Here is a 17,631-nt window from a genome sequence, read left to right on the forward strand (position 1 = left end):
CGGCGCGACTCGCACGCTTCAATGCGCCGCGCAGGCGGCCGGGAGATCGACATAATCCGCTGTGCCGATACCGTCGCCGCAACGCGGGCAGGCCGGGTCGCGTTCGAGACGCAGCCGGTCGAAGCGCATGCCCAGCGCGTCGAAGCGCAGCAAGGTGCCGGACAGCGACTCCCCGATACCGAGGATCAGCTTGACGGCTTCGGTGGCCTGCAGCAGGCCGATCACGCCGGGCAATACGCCGAGTACGCCGGCTTCGGAGCAGTTGGGCGCGAACTCCGGCGATGGCGGTTCGGGAAACAGGCAGCGATAGCAACTGCCGCCCGCATGCGCGGGCCAGAACACGCTGACCTGCCCATCGAATCCCTGCACCGCGCCGTAGACCATGGGCACGCCGAGTCGCACGCAGGCATCGTTCACGAGGTAGCGGGTGGAGAAGTTGTCGGAACCGTCGATCACCACGTCGTGCCCGCTCAACAGGCGTTCGACGTTGGCGGCCAAGAGGCGCGTGCGCCGTGCGTCGATCGCGATGTGCGGATTGAGCGCCAGCAAGGTGCGGCAAGCGGACTCGACCTTGGGCGTGCCGACATCGGCATCGCGGTGCAGCACCTGCCGCTGCAGGTTGCTGCGATCGACAATGTCGTCGTCGATCAGCGTGATGTGGCCGATCCCGGCGGCCGCCAGATACAGCGCCGCGGGTGAACCCAGGCCGCCGGCACCGATGAGCGCGACCCGGGCTGCAGCCAGTCTGCGTTGCCCGTCCAGTCCCACCTCCGGCAGACGCAGATGACGCGAATAGCGTTCGAGAAAATCCGTGTCCGCAGTGGGTTCGGTCATCGGCAAATCCGCCGTTTGCCAACCCTTGATGCCGCCGCTGACCGAGTAGACGTGTTCATAGCCCAGGCCCCGAAGTATGCCCGCGCATTGCAGCGAGCGTGCGCCGGCCGCGCAGATCAACAGAATCTCGGCGGTGGGGTCGGGCAACCAGACGGCCGGATCGGCCTCGAGCCGAGCCCGGCCCACGCCCGTCGCGCCTTTTGCCATGCCTGCCGCGCGCTCGCCGTCTTCGCGCACGTCGACCAGCAACGCCCCTGATTGCTGGCGTTCATAAGCATCGTTGGGGGCAAGTTCAATAATGGCGGGTCTCATCTTGACGCTCCGCTGGAGAAAGTCAGTTCACGGTGACGAGGCGGGTGAACTCGCGCAGCAGATCGTAGCCGTCCCAGACCGTGGAAAATTCGAGGGCCCGGCCCAACGGCACAATGCGATCGATACCGCGCCCGCCGAGGTGCTGGGCAAAGCACAGCATTTCGGCGGGCGTGAAGCCGAAATAGCTGAGGGTTTGATCCTGCCGTTGCAACAAGGGCACAAGCTCGGCGAGCGAAGCCAGTCTGACTTGCGCAAAGGTGCCGGTGCCGAGCCAGCGGCGCGGCAAACGAACCGGCGCAGCGAGTTGCAGCATGGCGATCTCGTTGCCCGCGAAGCGCACCGCATCGACGATGCCCTCGGCGGCGAGACCATAGGTGGCGACGTGTTTCTGGACCGCCATCGCAGCATCGATGCGCGGTCCGCGGGTCTCTACGATTTCAGTCAGCAGCGTCAGGAACGACGCCTGTGCATCGGCCACAGCCGCGTCGGCGCCGATCCAGAAGAGCGTGCCTGGCGAAGCGCACGCCGCTTGCCCGAACAGATAGGCATCCGAATGAAAGGCCTCTGCCGCCAGCTTGCGCTCCACTGCGGGCGACGCAAGAAATGCCGCCGCCGAGATCGCCGCGAAGGACGCGCGGTTGGGGAAGGTGAGATCGCGGGCGGCGGGTCGCAGCGGTGAGCCGCGAATCTCACGGATCGCCTGATCGCCGCCCCACAGCACGCGCAGGTCGCAGGCGGCCGACAACGCCGCCGTAGCGGCTTCGTCGCGGTGGTCATAGCTCACGATTCGCTGGGTACGGGCCACCACGGGATCGGCTTCTTTCAAGGCCTCGTTAAGCACGGCGAACACGGCCTCCATGACCTCGCCACCCCGGTCCGACACGCGCACGATATTGCGGTTGCCGGCCAATGCGGCGAGTGCCCAGGAATAGACGAACACGGTATCGGCGTTTCCCGGCGCGACATGAAACACCAGGCCGAGCGGGAAGCGCAGGCAGGATTGCCCCGCTTCGACCCGCGCCAGTTCCGCGCCGAGACGGCCACGCCGAAGGTAGACGCCAAGCGGTCCCAGTTCCGGAATGCGCCGGGCATACGCTGGCGTGCGCAGACGCTGTCCGACGGCGTCCAGAAAGTCGAGCATGCGCTCGTCGCCCACCTGCAAAGCGGTGTCGTCTCGCGGATCGCACAATGGCTCAAGCAAGGCCGCCGCCTCGAGCGGTGCGGCCGGCGGGAACAGTGGCCGGATCATCGCGGTACCTCGCCGGCCGCTGCAAGCTGGGTCAACGCGCGGTAATCGATCTTGCCGTTGGGCAGCAGCGGCACTTTTTCGATGCTTCGCGCAAGCACGCCATGACGGTTCACGCGCAGACGTTCCGCGACCTGTTGCGAGATCGTGTCCAGCCGTCCAGGTTCGGCCTCGCTTTCGCACCACAGCACGATCACCTCGTCGTTCGGCGAGACGGCAACGGTTGTGCCGGCGGCGCCGGCGTCGGCCGCAAGGCGTTCGACGGCATCGAGATTGATACGCATCCCGAACAGTTTGGCCATCCGCTTGAGACGGCCTTCCAGATAGAGGTAACCCTCATCGTCGAAGCGGCCGATGTCGCCGGTGTACAGCACGCCACCCAGGTCGTCGCCGCGGGCCAGTTCGGCGGCGTTATCGGCGTAGCCCATCATGACGCTCGGACCGCGAAACACGACCTCACCGGACAGATCCGGCTCGCAGGTCTCCGTACCCGATCCGGTCCGGAGCGACAGCCGGCCGCCGGGGATGGCGAGTCCCACCGACGTGGCCTTGTCGGCAATCCGCTGGGCCGGCAGGACGGCCATCCGGGCCGTGGCTTCGGTCTGGCCATACATGAGATGAAAGCGGCCCCCCACGCGGCCGAGGTCCCCGGCGATCTGCGCAATCAGTTCGGGACGCATACGGCTGCCGGACTGGGTAAGCGTATGCAGGCTGCGGTGCGCCGAGGGCGTCCAGCGCAGGCGCGCGAGCAATTCATAGGTATGCGAGACCGCGGCGAAGGAGGTGGCGCACCAGTTGTCGACGGTGGCCCAGAAGTCCGCGCCGATCACCGGGTCTGCGGTCACCACGACGGTGGCGCCGGCCTGCAGATGGCTGTTGAGCACCGACAGGCCGTAGCCCAGATGAAACGGCAAGCTGGTGGGCGCGATCTCCCGAGCGGTGATGCCGAGCGCCTGCACGATCGCTTCGGCGTTGGCGAGCAGGCCCTGACGCGAGAGCCTCACCATGCGCGCCGCGCCGGTCGAGCCGGAGGTGGTCAACAGCAAGGCGAGATCGACATGGACCGTTGCCGCGGAGGTCTGCCGGATCCAGCCCGACGTGGCATCGCGGTAGCCGGCCGGCGCGGGTTGCCCGAGACCCGGCTGCCACACGCCTGCGGGTTCGTAGCGCGCAAGCAGCTCCGCGAGCGTGGCGGGCTCGATTTGCGGATCGAGCAACGCGAGCGGCCGGTGTTGACGGAACGCGGCGAGATAGCGGCAGATCGTGTCGATGGTCCATGGCGCGGGCAGCAGAAGCAGGCCGGAGGGTAGGGTACGCAGTTCGTCTTCCATCGCCTCAATGCGCGCGTCCAGGTCGGAGCCGCTCCAGATTCGGCCGTGTGCGGCCTCGATCAGGCAGACGTGAGCGCCGAAGGGTGTCATGGGATTTATGCGCCTACCGCGTGAAAACCGCCGTCGGCATGCACGATTTCGCCGGTGGTGGCGGGCAACCAGTCCGACAGCAGTGCGATGCAGGTCCGCGCGACGCCACTTGCATCGGCCGGATTCCAGCGCAGCGGCGCGCGCGCTTGCCATGCGGCGGCGATCTCGTCGAAACGCGGCTCGCCGTGAGCAGCTGCGGTGCGCAACGGGCCGGCCGCGACCAGATTGATGCGTATGCCGCGGGCGCCGAGATCGCGGGCCAGATAGCGTGCACTCGATTCCAGTCCCGCCTTGGCGACGCCCATCCAGTCGTAGCCGGACCAGGTGACCGACGCATCGAAATCCAGTCCGACAATCGTGCCGCCGCGGTCCATCAACGGCAACACGGCAGCGACCACCGCTTGCAGCGAGAAGGCCGACACCTGCAAGGTCGTCGCGACGTCCACCCACGTCGCAGCGAGAAAGTCGCCGCAGATCGCGGCCGGCGGCGCGTAGGCGATCGAATGCAGGACTCCGTCGAGTCGCGGCGCGTGAGCGCGAACGCGCGCGGCCAGCGTGGCGACCTGCCCGGCCTGGGTGACGTCGAGTTCGATCACCGGCGCCGGTTGTGGCAGACGTCTGGCCGTATGTTCGACCATATGGAGCCGGCCGTGGCCGGTCAGCACGATCTGCGCGCCTTGCTCCTGGGCCAGTTTCGCGACCGCAAAAGCGATCGAAGCGTGATTGATGACACCCGTAATCATCAGGTGCTTGCCTTCGAGCAGGCCGCTCATGAGCGGACTCCGCCGCCGTACCCGGGGGCTCGCTCGGGCAGCGTGTCCGCGCATCCGCGAGGTTCGGCGCGCGCCAGCCTGCCTAGCACTGCGAAGCGTTTGCCGGGCCATTCGCCGTCGTCGATCCCGTGCACGATGCCCCTGTCTTCAGTCAGCAGCACGTGGCCGGGGTGGGCGCGCGGCGCGGCGCTCAGCACCTCGATAACACCCGGCGTGCCCACGGCTGCTTCCTCCCAGGTGTACGGATCGCGCACGATCACATCGGCAGAGTCCGGGCAATACAGACCGTCGCCTGAGGGGGACTCCATATGAATCGTGCCACCTTGCTCGACCATGCCGTAGAAGTTGTGGCACCGGCGCAGGCCCGTTGCGTCGCGAAAGCCGGCGCGGAATTCCTGCGGGGACACCGCTTTGTCCGCGAGCTTTTTCCATCCTCCCGTGTGCAGCAATAACGCGTGGCTCAGATCGAAGGCGCGCGCCTGCGCTAGCGCGTAGAACTGCGTCCAGACGAGGGAGGTGAAGCCGAACACGAGGAAACTCGCATGGCCGTGGCGTTGCAGGAAACCTTCGACGGCGTCTGCATCGATGCTTTGCTTGCTGTTCAGCGCGAAGACATGCTCGCGGCCGACGTTCATCACGCCGAGTACGGTCGCGCCGCGGATCGACGCACGCTCTTCGCGCACCGCCGAAGGCGAGTCGACAATCAGCATCGGCAAACGTCGCGGACCGGTCAGCTTTTCGAGCGTCGATGTCAACAGGAGACGCTGGTGTTCGGCCGCCTCGCGGTCTAGTGCGATGCGGCTGACTCCGTTACCGGTGGTGCCGGAAGAGGTCAGTTCCGCCACCGGTTCACTGCGGCTGCTGACCAGTGCGTGTTCCTTGAACAGGCGTACCGGCAGCCAAGGCAGTTCGCGCAGTTGTGCATAACGCCGCCCCGGCGTGTGGCCGACTGCATGCAGCACGCGCGCATAGGCCGGGCAGGCGCGGCGGTGATGATCGATCAGTTCGATCAGACGCGGCAGCAGCGCGGCTTCGCGCATGGCCTGGCTGGGCGGCGAATCACGATTCATGGCGAGCTCCGGCGTGGCGTGCGCAGCGCACTCAGTCTGTTGCGCCGAGTTCGCGGAGCAGGCGCGAGGCGGCTTCGAAGGAGTCCATCTTCAATGCCTGGCCGGTTTTGATCTCAACGTGGAATTCGTCTTCGATAGCGGAGACCAGCAACACCGCACCCAGCGAATCCCAACCCCGCGTCTGCTGGTAACGCAGCGCTGAATCGGGCAACCCGGTATCGAGCTGCAGCACCGTATCGAATACCGATCGCAGTCTTGTGTCGAGCGACATGGCAGTGACTCCTTGGGTTGATGCCTGCATGAGCCGATCCCGGCTCGTGGCCTTTGGCGAACCTTGCGCCGTCCCTTATCGGTCCTTCATCTGTCCTTTAGCGGCCCTTTAGTTGTCCCTTGGTTGTCATTTACCCGCCGGCGATGGCCGTCATGATCTCGACGGCGTCGTCGGGCGCGAGCGGGCGGGCCAGGTCGCTGCGCACCACCTCGTGGTTGATGGCGAGACGCAACGTCCTGCGCAGCGTGCCGTCCGGTTGCGTCAGCAAACCTTTCAGGTCGGGGTAGTCGGAGAAGAGCACACCGAAGGCGGCCGCGAGGGTGGCCGTTTCATAGTCGATCCGGCGCCGGTAGCCTACATACCTGAGCAACGAGCCGGAAAACAGGAAAGTCATGATGAACTCCTTGCGCGTGCCGGCCTCATGCCGAAGCGAATACTTCGATTGCGTCACCGGCGGCGAAACCCGACGCGGTAAGCAATTGATGAACGAAGTGGGTTTCCTGGCCCATCCGGTAGGTTCGGGTCAGGACCTGGCCGCGGTCGAACAACATGTAGGGACGGCGCAAGCCAATGCTGATCCGCTCGATCCGCTTGCTCAGGCCCGCGACGAGGGCCGGGCATTCCTCCATGCGCTCGAATGCCATGGCCTCACGGCTCTCGCCGATGTAGTCGCACACGTGCTCGGAATACCATTGGTCCGCCACTTCGCAGGCGTGGCGATAGACGACAAACTCATGCCGCGATTCGGCGATCGGCTTCGCTTCAGCCGGCACACGCGGGGCACCGCGATTCAGTAACACGGGCCGCTCGTCGATTTCGCCGGGGTTGTCCAGCAGCGCTTCGATCAGTTCCGCGGGCACGCGCCCCGGCGCGGCCGCGAGCGTGTCCGGCGACTCGATGCGCACGCACACTTCCTGCAGGTGCAGGTGCGCCACCGGCGCGCCGTGCTCAGCCACGAGCAGTACGTCCACATCTTGCAGGCTATGGAAGCGTCTCGGATTCCAGGTTCTTACCCCGGTCGTCACGCTGAGCGACTGGCAGTCGTAAAAGGTCGACGGCTGCAGATACTCGATCTCAAGGCCTATCGGCACAAAGCCGGTTGCGTGATCGCGGATGAGTGCCGCATGCGCGACGGCGTGCTCGGCCAGCCAGGCCGACCAACCCATGAACGCCAGGGAGAACGCGACGCGTGGCTTCAACTGCAAATGCGTGAACATGCCGCTGCTGCAAGGGATCGTCAAACGGGTCTGCCGAACCGGCCTGGCCACGGAGGCGGATTGACCGGCCGTGGTTTTCGACATCGGCTTTGCCGGGGCGCAGTCGTGCGACGCGGAAGGCATCCGGGTCAGGCGGCCATAGCCCGGGAGCGTCAGAAAATCCGGAAAGTTTTCGTGCAGCGCGATCTCTTCGAACAAGGCTTTGGCCTGTTCGAAGGCAAGCGTCGGACGATCCTGGACCGAACCGGTACCGCATTTTTCGATCTCCTCGACAAGCATGGCGCGCACCAGTTCACGGGTCACGCGGCGTCCATCGTGCAACTGCGTGCCGTGATGCAGCCATTGCCAGATCTGCGAGCGGGCAATCTCGACGGTCGCTACGCCCTCCATCAAGCCGAATAGCCTGACCGAGCCGCTACCGCGCAACCACGCTTCCAGATAGCGGATCGAGACCGCGATGTTGGAACGCAAGCCGTATTCGGTGACCCGGGCATCGAGCCGGTTAGCGGCCGCGAGTTGCGCGGCGGTGATTTCACGCGCGTCGCCCGGTGGCTCGACCGGGTGAGCGCGACCGGCGGACATCCGATCGAACGCGGCGTGGCAGACCGGCACCAGGTCCGGGTGAACCACCCACGTGCCGTCGAAGCCCTCGGCGGCCTCGCGTTCCTTGTCGCGCCGAACCGCCTCGATTGCCCGGGCGCGCGCAGCGGCATCGTGCCGGTCGGGGATCTGCGTGGATACGCCGCCCAGCGCATGCGTGCCGCGTCGATGACAGGTGCGCACGAGGAGTTCGGTGTAGGCCCGCATGAAGGGCAGGTCCATCGTCAATTCTGACCTGTCAGGCAGGACGAAGTCAGGCTGGTATCTGAATTCCCTGGCAATACTGAACAGATAATCCCATCGGCCCGCGGTCAGACCGGCCGCATGCGCTCCGAGTGCGTGCAGGATCTCGTCCATCTCATAGGCGGCATGGATGTGTTCGACGATCACCGTGGCGCGAATGCTGCCGCGGGGAATGCCGATCCAGTCCTCGGAGAATTCGAACACGTCGTTCCAGAGCTTCGCTTCGAGGTGGTTCTCCAGCTTGGGCAGATAAAAGTAAGGCCCGCTCCCGCGCGCCAGTTGCGGGCGGGCACAGTGCAAGAAGTACAGGCCAAAATCGACCAGGCTGGCCGCCGCCGCCTCGCCGTCGATCAGCAGGTGCTGCTCCGGCAGATGCCAGCCGCGCGGGCGCACCACGATCGCGGTGCGGTGGTCTTCGAGACGATATGGCTTGCCCAGCGGATCGACGTAGGTAATCTTGCCGGCGACCGCGTCGCGCAGGTTACGCTGGCTCGTCATCACGTTGCGCCAGGTGGGCGACAAGGCGTCTTCGAGGTCGGCCACCCAGACTTGTGCGTGGGCGTTAAGCGCATGGATGACGATCTTTCGGTTCTCGGCCGGAGCGGCGATTTCCACGCGCCGGTCCAGCAGGTCTCGCGGGGGAGCGGGGACACGCCAATCCGGATTGTTGCGAATGCCCGCAGTGGCACTGAGGAACTCGAAGGATTCGCCGTGCTGCCGACGGTGAGCGCGTTGCCGACGGGATTGCAGGATATGCCGGCGCTGCTGCGCAAATTCGCAATTTAATGCAGTAACAAATTCCAGGGCGTCTGCGGAGAGAACGTCTGGAAATTGCCGCGCCACTTCGCTTTCAATAACGCAAGCCGCATGAGTTTGAGTGGCCAAGCTGAACTCCACAAGACAGGAAAGTTTGCGTGTTCGTTTTTACTGTGAGCCTTGACGCAAGGCAAAAGGCCGCTCGTCCGGCCATGTCGCGGCAGGTGTTCCTGAGCAGTCGGTATTCAGCGCGATACGTAAACGGAGCTAGGACTATCCCGATGCCAAAGGTCGGTCACAGAGGAATCGCTAAATTCATTTTTATAATATGTATATCTAAGTTTTGGCAAATTCAAGGCCATAAAAAAGGGAAGGTCTGGAAAGATTTTATGAAGTTAGCTAACCGGTTTGATTAAGCCGGTGTCTAATTTCATAAGTGTCGAGGCATTCGGATCATTGCTTTACTTCCCCTCAACCGTACGCAACACCTGCGCTACCAGCCCATGCTCATGCAGGATCGCCGGACTCGCCTGCAACAACGGCAGGTAACGCGGCAGAAAAGTATTCTCCGGCAGATCGGATGAAAACAGCGTCGTCACCGCACCGGCCGCGGCGATCCGGTCGACGTCCGTGGCCTTCTTGTCGTCGAGGGTTTCGTCGACGTTGGCAATCACCGTCGAGAGCGGCGCGAGCCAGCGGAACCCCGAACCGTTGATCAGCACCTGCAGGAACGCCGCCGGCGTCACCGGGCCGAATTCCTTTTCATAGGCCGCGCGTTCGTGATCGAGAATCGCCTTGTGCAGCGACAGCAGCGGCCGGCGGACCGCGGACAGGAATTGGATGGCTTGCTCGTCGGTCATGGCGCAACTCCTGATGGATGGGGATAAGGGCATGCTAACAAACTTGCCCTCCAGATACAGCGTGACAGGTTGGCGACAAACTTTCCCATGCGACGCTACAATCAATTCGCCCTACACACCGCTGGCTCGTCACGACCCCGGCGCTTATCTTTTTGCTCGAACCGGGTGGCAGTCCACCGCGAGTCTCCTCGCGGGCCTTATGCGCATTAGCCCGGTCTGCCGAATAGATTCGGCGAGACCGAGCGGTTTAGTTCGACGCCGTTATACAAACCAATCAAACAATATCCCGCAATCGGAGTCCCCATGACAACGCTCACCATCAACGGTCAGACGCACACCGTCGACGCACCGCCCGATATGCCCTTGCTGTGGGTCTTGCGCGACCTTGTCGGCCTCACCGGCACGAAGTTCGGCTGTGGCATTGCCCAGTGCGGCGCCTGCACCGTGCATCTGGATGGGGCGGCCGTGCGCTCGTGCGTCTTGCCGGTGGCGGCGGTCGGCGACAAGAAGATCACCACCATCGAGGCGGTGGGCGAGACTCCCGCCGGCAAAAAGGTGCAGCAGGCCTGGCGGCAGATCGACGTGGTGCAGTGCGGCTACTGTCAGTCCGGACAGGTCATGTCCGCAGCCTCGCTGCTTGCGCAGAACCCCAATCCCACCGACGCGGATATCGACGCCGCCATGGCCGGCAACATCTGCCGCTGTGGCACCTACAACCGCATTCGCGCGGCGATCAAGCAAGCGGCGAAGGGGGCCTGACATGTCGCAAGGATTGATCGATGCGCAACGCGGCGCCCAGCCGGACGCCGCCCGGGATATCAACCCGGATGCAGGTGGCTCGCGCTTCTCGCGCCGCACGTTTCTGAAGTTCAGCGCTACGGTGGGCGCTGCCGCAGGCGGCGGCCTGCTGCTCGGTTTCAGCATCCCGGCGCTAAGCCAGGGGCAGGGGCAAGCTCAAAGCCCGGCCGGTCAATCGGTGATCGGCGGGGACGCGAGCGAACCCGCTCCAGCCGGCGTGTTCGCGCCCAACGCGTTCATCCAGATCGATACCGCCGGCAAGGTCACGCTGGTGATACCCAAGGTCGAGATGGGCCAGGGCGTCTATACGTCCATCCCGATGCTGATCGCCGAAGAACTCGAAGTGCCGCTCGACACCGTCACGCTCGACCACGCGCCGCCCAACGAGAAGCTCTTCATGGACCCGCTGCTCGGCGGCCAGTTGACCGGCGGCTCAACCTCGATCCGTTACGCATGGGAACCGATGCGCAAAGCCGGGGCGACCGCGCGCGTGCTGCTCATCAACGCGGCGGCGCAGCAATGGCAGGTCGATCCTGCAACCTGTCACGCGCAGGCGGGGCAGGTCATGCACGCGGCCAGCAATCGCAGTATCGGCTACGGCCAACTGGTCGATGCCGCCGCGAAGCTGCCGGCGCCGCAGAATGTGCCGCTCAAGGACCCGAAAGACTTCAGGATCATCGGCACGGCGGTCAAACGGCTCGATTCGCCGGAGAAGGTGGACGGCACCGCCGTGTTCGGGCTCGACGTGCGGGTGCCGGACATGGTCTACGCGGCCATCGCGACCTGTCCGGTGTTTGGCGGCACGCTGGGCAGCGTCGACGACACCAGCGCGAAGAAGATTCCCGGCGTGCGCCAGGTCATCAAGGCGGACAATGCGGTCGCTGTAATCGGCGATCACACGTGGGCCGCCAAGCGCGGTCTCGCGGCGCTCGATATCAGCTGGAACGAAGGCGCGGGTGCGAATCTTTCGATGCAGCAGATCGTCGGCGACCTCGCCGCCGCCGCGGACCATGGCACCGGCGCCGTGGCGCGCAAGGACGGCGACGTGACGAAGGGCTTCTCGGACGCCAAGACACGCGTCGACGCGGTCTATCAGCAGCCGTTCCTTGCTCACGCCACCATGGAGCCGGTCAACTGCACGGTGCACGTGCGCCCCGACGGTTGCGATATCTGGCTGGGCACCCAGGTGCCGACGCGCATCGTCGATACGGCCGTGAAAATCACCGGCCTGCCCGCCGAGAAGATCACGGTGCACAACCATCTGCTCGGCGGCGGCTTCGGGCGCCGCCTCGAGTTCGACATGGCGACCCAGGCGTTGAAGATCGGCAAGCAACTGGGCACGCCGGTCAAGGTGGTGTGGACGCGCGAAGAAGACATCCAGCACGACATGTACCGGCCGTACTACTACGACAAGATCTCCGCCGGGCTCGACGCGAACGGCAAGCCGATTGCGTGGCAGCACCGCATTGTCGGTTCGTCGATCCTCGCGCGTTTTGCGCCGCCGGCCTTCCAGCACGGCATCGACCCGGACGCCGTGGAAGTGGCGTCCGACCTGCCATACGACCTGCCGAACCAGTTGATCGACTACGTGCGCCAGGAACCGCGCACGGTGCCGACCGCGTTCTGGCGCGGCGTCGGTCCGACGCGCGGCACCTTCGTGGTGGAGAGTTTCATTGACGAACTCGCCGCGCAAGCCAAGGTGGATCCGGTGAAATACCGTCGCGACCTGCTCGGCAAGACCCCGCGTGCGCTGAACGTGCTCGACACGGCCACCCAGGCGGCCGGCTGGGGCAGCGCGAGCCTGCCGAAGGGGCAAGGGCGCGGCGTCTCGGTGATGCACGCGTTCGGCAGCTTCTTCGCGATGGTCGCGGATGTGACGGTCGACCAGGGCGAGGTGACGGTGAACCGCGTGGTGTGCGCGGTCGATTGCGGCATGACGGTCAATCCGAACACCATCGAGGCGCAGGTGCAGGGCGGCATCATCTTCGGCATCACGGCGGCGCTTTACAGCGAGATCACGATCAAGGACGGACGCGTCGAGCAGAACAACTTCACCGACTACCGGATGCTGCGCATCGACCAGACGCCGAGCATCGAGGTGCATATCGTGAAGAGCACCGAGGCGCCCGGCGGGATCGGCGAGCCGGGCACGGCGGCACTCGCGCCGGCGCTGACGAACGCGATCTACGCCGCCACCGGCAAACGCCTGCGGCAGTTGCCGGTCGGCAGCCAACTGCAAACCGCCTGACCGGAGACCGATCATGATCAAGACACTGAAGGTTGCCGGGGCGGCGCTGGGCCTCGCGTTGCCGTTTGCCATGCCGTCATCCGCGCAGGCGGCGGACAATGCGTTGGTGCAGCAAGGCGCCTATCTGGCGAAGCTCGGCGATTGTGTGGCGTGCCATTCGGCGCCCAAAGGCAAGCCGTTTGCGGGCGGTTTGCCGATGTCCACGCCGATGGGCAAGATCTACAGCACCAACATCACCCCCGATCCCGACACCGGGATTGGCCGCTATACGGAGGAAGACTTTGCGCGGGCGTTGCGCGAGGGCGTCGCCAGGGACGGGCACAACCTCTATCCGGCGATGCCGTATCCGTCGTACGCGAAGGTCAAGGACGACGACGTGAAGGCGCTCTACGCGTTCTTCATGAACGGCGTCGCACCGGTGCAGCAGGCCAATCGCGCGTCCGACATTCCCTGGCCGCTCAACATGCGCTGGCCGCTCGCGCTGTGGAACGTCGTGTTCCTGGAGAAGGGCGTCTATCAGGACAAGACGGGCAAGGACGTGGCGTGGAATCGTGGCGCTTATATTGTCCAGGGGCTCGGACACTGCGGCTCGTGTCACACGCCGCGCGGTATCGCGTTCCAGGAGAAGGCGCTGGACGAAAGCGGCAGCGCATATCTGACGGGCGCGCCGCTGGACGGCTGGTTTGCGGCGAACCTGACCCAGGAGCAAAACGTTGGCCTTGGGCGCTGGTCGGAGGCGGATCTGGCGGCATTCCTGAAGACCGGCGCGAATGCGCACGCGTCGGCGTTCGGCTCGATGACCAGCGTGATCAACAACAGCACGCAGGCCACGAACGACACGGACATCGCCGCGATGACGAGCTATCTGAGGTCGCTGCCGGCCGCGGGCGGCACGGGCGCGCCGCCGTATTCGTACGATGCGCAGGCTACCAGGGTGTCGTTGACGCGCCCGGCGAACGACGCCGGCGCGCGCGTCTATACCGAGTACTGCATGCATTGTCACGGGGTGGATGGCCGAGGCTTCGCGCCGATGCTCGCGCCGCTGGCGGGCAATCCGAATGTGCTGGAGCACGATGCTTCGTCGCTGATCAACGTCACGTTGAACGGCACCGGCGATCTGGTGATTCAGGGCATTCCTGCGCCGTATCCGATGCCGAACTACGCGCCGGTGCTGAACGACAGGCAGATCGCGGATGTGCTGACCTTCGTGCGGGCAGGGTGGAACAACGGTGCGCCGGCAGTGTCCGCGGATGAAGTGGCGAAGTTAAGGAAGTCGACCCAGGCGGCGCGTTGAAGGCACGCGTTAAGGGTACGCGTTAAGGGCACACGCTGAAAGGCAAGCTGAAGCAGGCGTCTGCGTGGCGAGTCTCAACCACGCAGACGGCCCGCCGGCGCCTCACCGATGCTGCCCAACCTTCTGCCGCTTCTCCAGCGCACGCGCATACCAGGTGAGCGGGAAGCACATCGCGAAGTAGATCAGCGCGACCATGCCGTAGATCGGAAACGGCCGGAACGCCGCGTTGGTGATCATCGTGCCGGTCTTGGTCAACTCGGTGAAGCCGATGATCGAAGTCAGCGCCGTGCTTTTCACCACCTGCACGAGAAAGCCGACGGTCGGCGCCACCGCGATTTTCCTCGCCTGCGGCCACACGATATAGCGCAACTGCTGGCCGAAGGTCATGCCGAGACTCGCCCCCGCGGCCCACTGTCCGCGCGGTATCGCCTCGACGCAGCCGCGCCAGATATCGACGAGGTAAGCGCTGGTATAAAGCGTCAGCGTGACGGTGGCAGCGGTCCACGGCGAGACGTCGACGCCTAGCAACGGCAGACCGAAGAACGCCAGAAACAGTTGCATCAGCAACGGTGTGCCCTGGAACAGTTCCACGTAGACCGACACCGCTCGCCGCAACCAGGGCAGCGGCGAGACGCGCATCGCCAGCAGCACGAAGCCCACCAGGCCGCCGCAGACGAACGCGATCAGCGACAGCAGCACCGTCCAGCGCGCGGCGAGCAACAGATTGCGGGCGATATCCCATAGCGTGAATTCGACCATGATCAGCGCTCCGTGGTGATGGCGCGGGCGCCGCGCCACGCGAGCAGGAGCCGCCAGCCGCGCGGCTCGTCAGGCCGGTGCGGCATGCGGCCCGCGAACAGGCCGCGTGCGAGCCAGTTGAGCAGTTGCCTCAACACGATCGAGAGCACCAGGTAGGTCACCGTGATGATCACGTAGCTTTCGAACGAGCGGAAGTTGCGCGACTGGATGAAGTTCGCCGCGTAGGTCAGGTCCGGCACGGAGATCTGCGAGACGACGGCCGAGCCGAGCATCACGATCAGCACCTGGCTCAGCAGCGACGGGAACACGTTCGCCAGCGCCTGCGGCAGCACCACGTAGCGGAACACCTGCCGACCGTGCAAGCCGAGCGCCTGCGCCGCCTGGACCTGGCCGCGCGAAATCGATTCGATGCCGGCGCGCACGATCTCGATGGCGTAGGCGCCGAGATTGACCGTCATCGCCAGAATCGCGGCCTGCACTTCGTCGATATGAATGCCGAGGCTGGGCAAGCCGAAGAACACGAAAAACAGCTGCACGATGAACGGCGTGTTGCGGATCAGCTCGACATACGCCGCGATCAGCGTACGCGCCCAGCGCGGTCCGGCCACCGCGACGCTGGCGCCGCCAATGCCCACCAGGCCGCCCAGCACGGTGGACACCGCAGTGAGTCCCAACGTGACGGCCGTGCCGCGGGCCAGCATGCCGGCATAGACGCCGAAGCCGCTGAAATCGAACGCATAACTCATGACATACCGCTCATCGTGAATCGGACTCCATCCGCCCAACGCGCTTGAGCGGCACAAAAAGGTTAGAGATCGGCCGGCAGCGGCGCGCGCAGCCATTTCACCGCAATCGCGTTGAGCGTGCCGTCCTTGCGGGCGCGGGCAATCGTCTCGTCGATTTTCTGCTTCAGGCGTGGCTCGTTCTTGTTCAGGCCGACGTGATCGGGCGAACTGAACAGCGCGAACTTCTGCTCGGGATCGTTGGCCGGATGACGGGCGAGGATCGTCGCCCCGACGTCGTTGCCGACCACCATCAACTGTACCTGACCAGAAAGGAACGCCGAAATTGCGCCGTTGGGATCGTCGAATCTTTTGATGGTCGCGCTCGGCGGTGCGATCTTGGTGACGCTCAGGTCTTCCAGCGTGCCGCGCGCCACCGAAATGGTCTTGCCGGCCAGGTCGCCGGCGTTCCTGACAGCCACGCTTTTCGGGCCGAACACGGCCAGATAGTACGGCGCGTAGGGCTGCGAGAAATCGATCACCTTCTCGCGCTCGGGCGTCTCGCCGACTGAAAGCAGCATGTCGGCTTTGTGGTCGGCGAGGTAGGCCATGCGGTTGTCGCCGGTCACCTGGACGAGTTCGACCTTCGCGTTGAGCGTCTTGCCGATGAGGTTGGCCATGTCGATGTCATAACCTTCGGGCTTCATGTCCGGGCCAATCGAGCCGAACGGCGGGTAGTCTTCGAAGACGCCGATCCGCACCACACCAGACCTGGCGATCGAATCCAGCGCATCGGCATGGGCGGCCGGGGCCGCGAAAGCGGACAGCGCGACGACGCCGGTGAACGCCAGGGTGGTGGCCAGCGTCGCCAGGATGCGCTGGGCACGTCCGGCGCGCAGAGCAGATGAGTCAGGTGTGGTCATGGTCGTTCCTCTGTCGAAAGCGTGATATTTCTCTGATGAATCCGGTACGCGGCGCGCCGGCCGCTCTTTGGCGACCTGGCTGCCTCCATGTGACCTGGAGGGGTTGCATGGAGTAGGTATCGGCCGGAGCGGCATAAATCTGTAGTGCGATCGCGCTTGCAGAACCAAACCGCGCGAAGCCTGCCTTGCGAACGCGTTGCGGGTGGATGCACTCTAGGTTTGCCAAAATCACCCAACAAACGAAATCTCTGCATGACCGCCATGACGTAAGCTCATGCCGCAGACGGCGGGAAGTTTTTTGATCGCTTATGCTGAGGGCCACACTGGGGACAAGCGGCCCGCCGAGCGCATCCCATTGCAATGCATTTTCCTGATACCCGGACCGCGCCCATGCGACGACTTCCTCCGCTGAACGCGCTGCAGATCTTCGAGACCGTTGCGCGGCACCGCAGCTTCACCCGTGCGGCCGATCATCTATGCCTGACGCAAGGCGCGGTGAGCCGGCAGATTCTCGCGCTGGAGGACTACTATAAATTTCCGCTCTTCAAGCGCCAGGCAAAGGGGCTCACGCTCACGGCGGAAGGCGAGTTGCTGCTGCCTGCGGTGAAGGAGAGTTTCGCGCGCATCGAGGAAATCTCGCTGCGCCTCACGCGCCAGCGGACCGATCTGGCCTTGAAGGTGCCGACCTGCGTGATGCGCTGGATGCTGCCGAAAATCATGCAGTTCCAGGCCGGGTACCCGGACCTGCACGTGCAGATCACCACCACCTGGCAGCACGACGTCGACTTCCAGAGCGAGCCGTTCGACGCCGCAATCATCTACGGTTCGTCGCCGGGTGCCGGCGTGCAGGCCGTGCCGCTCTTCGAAGAGCGCCTGACGCCGGTTTGCGCGCCGGAGTTGCTGACCAGCAAGCCGCTTGACAGCGTCGCCGACCTGGCGCGTCATACCTTGCTGCATCCGACCCGCGACCATCGCGACTGGAAGATGTGGCTCGATCACGTCGAGGCACGCGATATCGATGCCAGTCACGGCCCGAGCTTCGACACGCTCGACCTGGCGACGAACGCGGCGCTACAGGGGTTCGGCGTCGCGATCAGCGACCTTGCGCTGATCGACGAGGACGTGGCCGCCAGGCGGCTGGTGAGACCGTTCGACGAAGTGCTGATCACGGGATGGCGCTACTACTTCGTCTATCCGGAGTGCGTTGCGCATCAGCAGAAGGTCAATCTGTTCCGCGAGTGGATCGCGGAACATTGGGCCGAATGACGCTGTGCAGACGCGCGC

Annotated in this window: 16 protein-coding genes; 4 read left to right on the forward strand and 12 right to left on the reverse strand. The window is 64.8% G+C overall.

What is annotated here, in order from left to right:
• Nucleotides 1-18: 18 nt before the first annotated feature.
• From moeB to P3T42_RS17065, 9 genes are all read right to left on the reverse strand, one after another.
• Nucleotides 19-1,146: a molybdopterin-synthase adenylyltransferase MoeB gene (gene moeB / locus P3T42_RS17025; protein WP_429306696.1), complete on the reverse strand. Its 1,128-nt coding sequence runs from the start codon at nt 1,144-1,146 to the stop codon at nt 19-21.
• A gap of 22 nt (nt 1,147-1,168) precedes the next feature.
• The gene (locus tag P3T42_RS17030; RefSeq protein WP_429306697.1) at nt 1,169-2,395 is read right to left on the reverse strand and encodes an acyl-CoA reductase; all 1,227 of its coding nucleotides are present in this window, start codon (nt 2,393-2,395) and stop codon (nt 1,169-1,171) included.
• Entirely contained in the window at nt 2,392-3,813 is a 1,422-nt protein-coding gene (locus tag P3T42_RS17035) for an AMP-binding protein (RefSeq protein WP_429306698.1), read from the reverse strand. The genes P3T42_RS17030 and P3T42_RS17035 overlap by 4 nt, the downstream gene beginning before the upstream one ends.
• 5 nt (nt 3,814-3,818) lie before the next feature.
• On the reverse strand, nt 3,819-4,586 hold the full coding sequence (fabI, locus tag P3T42_RS17040) for an enoyl-ACP reductase FabI (RefSeq protein ID WP_429306699.1): 768 nt from the start codon (nt 4,584-4,586) through the stop codon (nt 3,819-3,821).
• Nucleotides 4,583-5,656 carry an acyl-protein synthetase gene (locus P3T42_RS17045; RefSeq protein ID WP_429306700.1) on the reverse strand — a complete coding sequence of 358 codons (1,074 nt, stop codon included), beginning with the start codon at nt 5,654-5,656 and terminating at the stop codon, nt 4,583-4,585. Before P3T42_RS17045 ends, fabI begins: the two co-directional genes overlap by 4 nt.
• A gap of 31 nt (nt 5,657-5,687) precedes the next feature.
• Nucleotides 5,688-5,927 (reverse strand): acyl carrier protein, encoded by a 240-nt coding sequence (locus tag P3T42_RS17050; protein WP_074295617.1) that lies wholly within the window; start codon nt 5,925-5,927, stop codon nt 5,688-5,690.
• Nucleotides 5,928-6,057: 130 nt separating this feature from the next.
• Nucleotides 6,058-6,321 (reverse strand): MoaD/ThiS family protein, encoded by a 264-nt coding sequence (locus P3T42_RS17055; protein ID WP_074295616.1) that lies wholly within the window; start codon nt 6,319-6,321, stop codon nt 6,058-6,060.
• 25 nt (nt 6,322-6,346) lie between these two features.
• Nucleotides 6,347-8,884 (reverse strand): malate synthase A, encoded by a 2,538-nt coding sequence (gene aceB / locus P3T42_RS17060; RefSeq protein ID WP_429306701.1) that lies wholly within the window; start codon nt 8,882-8,884, stop codon nt 6,347-6,349.
• Nucleotides 8,885-9,204: 320 nt separating this feature from the next.
• The gene (locus P3T42_RS17065; RefSeq protein WP_429306702.1) at nt 9,205-9,603 is read right to left on the reverse strand and encodes a hypothetical protein; all 399 of its coding nucleotides are present in this window, start codon (nt 9,601-9,603) and stop codon (nt 9,205-9,207) included.
• A 303-nt stretch (nt 9,604-9,906) separates the two neighbouring features.
• Here P3T42_RS17065 and P3T42_RS17070 point away from each other — a divergent pair, with 303 nt between their 5' ends.
• The 3 genes from P3T42_RS17070 to P3T42_RS17080 are packed head-to-tail and all read left to right on the forward strand — an operon-like array spanning nt 9,907 to nt 13,943.
• Nucleotides 9,907-10,362, forward strand: a complete 456-nt coding sequence (locus P3T42_RS17070; RefSeq protein WP_074295613.1) for a (2Fe-2S)-binding protein — start codon at nt 9,907-9,909, stop codon at nt 10,360-10,362.
• Between the two features lies 1 nt (nt 10,363).
• Nucleotides 10,364-12,649 (forward strand): molybdopterin cofactor-binding domain-containing protein, encoded by a 2,286-nt coding sequence (locus tag P3T42_RS17075; protein WP_429306703.1) that lies wholly within the window; start codon nt 10,364-10,366, stop codon nt 12,647-12,649.
• A gap of 13 nt (nt 12,650-12,662) precedes the next feature.
• Nucleotides 12,663-13,943, forward strand: a complete 1,281-nt coding sequence (locus P3T42_RS17080) for a c-type cytochrome (protein WP_074295611.1) — start codon at nt 12,663-12,665, stop codon at nt 13,941-13,943.
• 102 nt (nt 13,944-14,045) lie between these two features.
• Here P3T42_RS17080 and P3T42_RS17085 read toward each other — a convergent pair whose 3' ends face one another.
• From P3T42_RS17085 to P3T42_RS17095, 3 genes are all read right to left on the reverse strand, one after another.
• Nucleotides 14,046-14,702 carry an amino acid ABC transporter permease gene (locus P3T42_RS17085; protein WP_074295610.1) on the reverse strand — a complete coding sequence of 219 codons (657 nt, stop codon included), beginning with the start codon at nt 14,700-14,702 and terminating at the stop codon, nt 14,046-14,048.
• 2 nt (nt 14,703-14,704) lie between these two features.
• Nucleotides 14,705-15,448, reverse strand: a complete 744-nt coding sequence (locus P3T42_RS17090) for an amino acid ABC transporter permease (protein WP_429306704.1) — start codon at nt 15,446-15,448, stop codon at nt 14,705-14,707.
• Between the two features lie 62 nt (nt 15,449-15,510).
• The gene (locus tag P3T42_RS17095) at nt 15,511-16,347 is read right to left on the reverse strand and encodes a transporter substrate-binding domain-containing protein (RefSeq protein WP_074295608.1); all 837 of its coding nucleotides are present in this window, start codon (nt 16,345-16,347) and stop codon (nt 15,511-15,513) included.
• A 390-nt stretch (nt 16,348-16,737) separates the two neighbouring features.
• Here P3T42_RS17095 and P3T42_RS17100 point away from each other — a divergent pair, with 390 nt between their 5' ends.
• Nucleotides 16,738-17,613, forward strand: coding sequence for a LysR substrate-binding domain-containing protein (locus P3T42_RS17100; protein ID WP_429306705.1), 876 nt, complete (start codon nt 16,738-16,740; stop codon nt 17,611-17,613).
• Nucleotides 17,614-17,631: the final 18 nt, after the last annotated feature.

It is taken from the genome of Paraburkholderia sp. GAS38 (assembly GCF_050434965.1).
GTDB classification, from domain to species: domain Bacteria; phylum Pseudomonadota; class Gammaproteobacteria; order Burkholderiales; family Burkholderiaceae; genus Paraburkholderia; species Paraburkholderia phenazinium_A.

Bases quoted from the DNA above. Each gene is read 5' to 3' on its own strand.
- moeB (WP_429306696.1), bottom strand. From the start codon at position 1,146: ATGAGACCCGCCATTATTGAACTTGCCCCCAACGATGCTTATGAACGC.
- P3T42_RS17030 (WP_429306697.1), bottom strand. From the start codon at position 2,395: ATGATCCGGCCACTGTTCCCGCCGGCCGCACCGCTCGAGGCGGCGGCC.
- P3T42_RS17035 (WP_429306698.1), bottom strand. From the start codon at position 3,813: ATGACACCCTTCGGCGCTCACGTCTGCCTGATCGAGGCCGCACACGGC.
- fabI (WP_429306699.1), bottom strand. From the start codon at position 4,586: ATGAGCGGCCTGCTCGAAGGCAAGCACCTGATGATTACGGGTGTCATC.
- P3T42_RS17045 (WP_429306700.1), bottom strand. From the start codon at position 5,656: ATGAATCGTGATTCGCCGCCCAGCCAGGCCATGCGCGAAGCCGCGCTG.
- P3T42_RS17050 (WP_074295617.1), bottom strand. From the start codon at position 5,927: ATGTCGCTCGACACAAGACTGCGATCGGTATTCGATACGGTGCTGCAG.
- P3T42_RS17055 (WP_074295616.1), bottom strand. From the start codon at position 6,321: ATGACTTTCCTGTTTTCCGGCTCGTTGCTCAGGTATGTAGGCTACCGG.
- P3T42_RS17065 (WP_429306702.1), bottom strand. From the start codon at position 9,603: ATGACCGACGAGCAAGCCATCCAATTCCTGTCCGCGGTCCGCCGGCCG.
- P3T42_RS17070 (WP_074295613.1), top strand. From the start codon at position 9,907: ATGACAACGCTCACCATCAACGGTCAGACGCACACCGTCGACGCACCG.
- P3T42_RS17075 (WP_429306703.1), top strand. From the start codon at position 10,364: ATGTCGCAAGGATTGATCGATGCGCAACGCGGCGCCCAGCCGGACGCC.
- P3T42_RS17080 (WP_074295611.1), top strand. From the start codon at position 12,663: ATGATCAAGACACTGAAGGTTGCCGGGGCGGCGCTGGGCCTCGCGTTG.
- P3T42_RS17085 (WP_074295610.1), bottom strand. From the start codon at position 14,702: ATGGTCGAATTCACGCTATGGGATATCGCCCGCAATCTGTTGCTCGCC.
- P3T42_RS17090 (WP_429306704.1), bottom strand. From the start codon at position 15,448: ATGAGTTATGCGTTCGATTTCAGCGGCTTCGGCGTCTATGCCGGCATG.
- P3T42_RS17095 (WP_074295608.1), bottom strand. From the start codon at position 16,347: ATGACCACACCTGACTCATCTGCTCTGCGCGCCGGACGTGCCCAGCGC.
- P3T42_RS17100 (WP_429306705.1), top strand. From the start codon at position 16,738: ATGCGACGACTTCCTCCGCTGAACGCGCTGCAGATCTTCGAGACCGTT.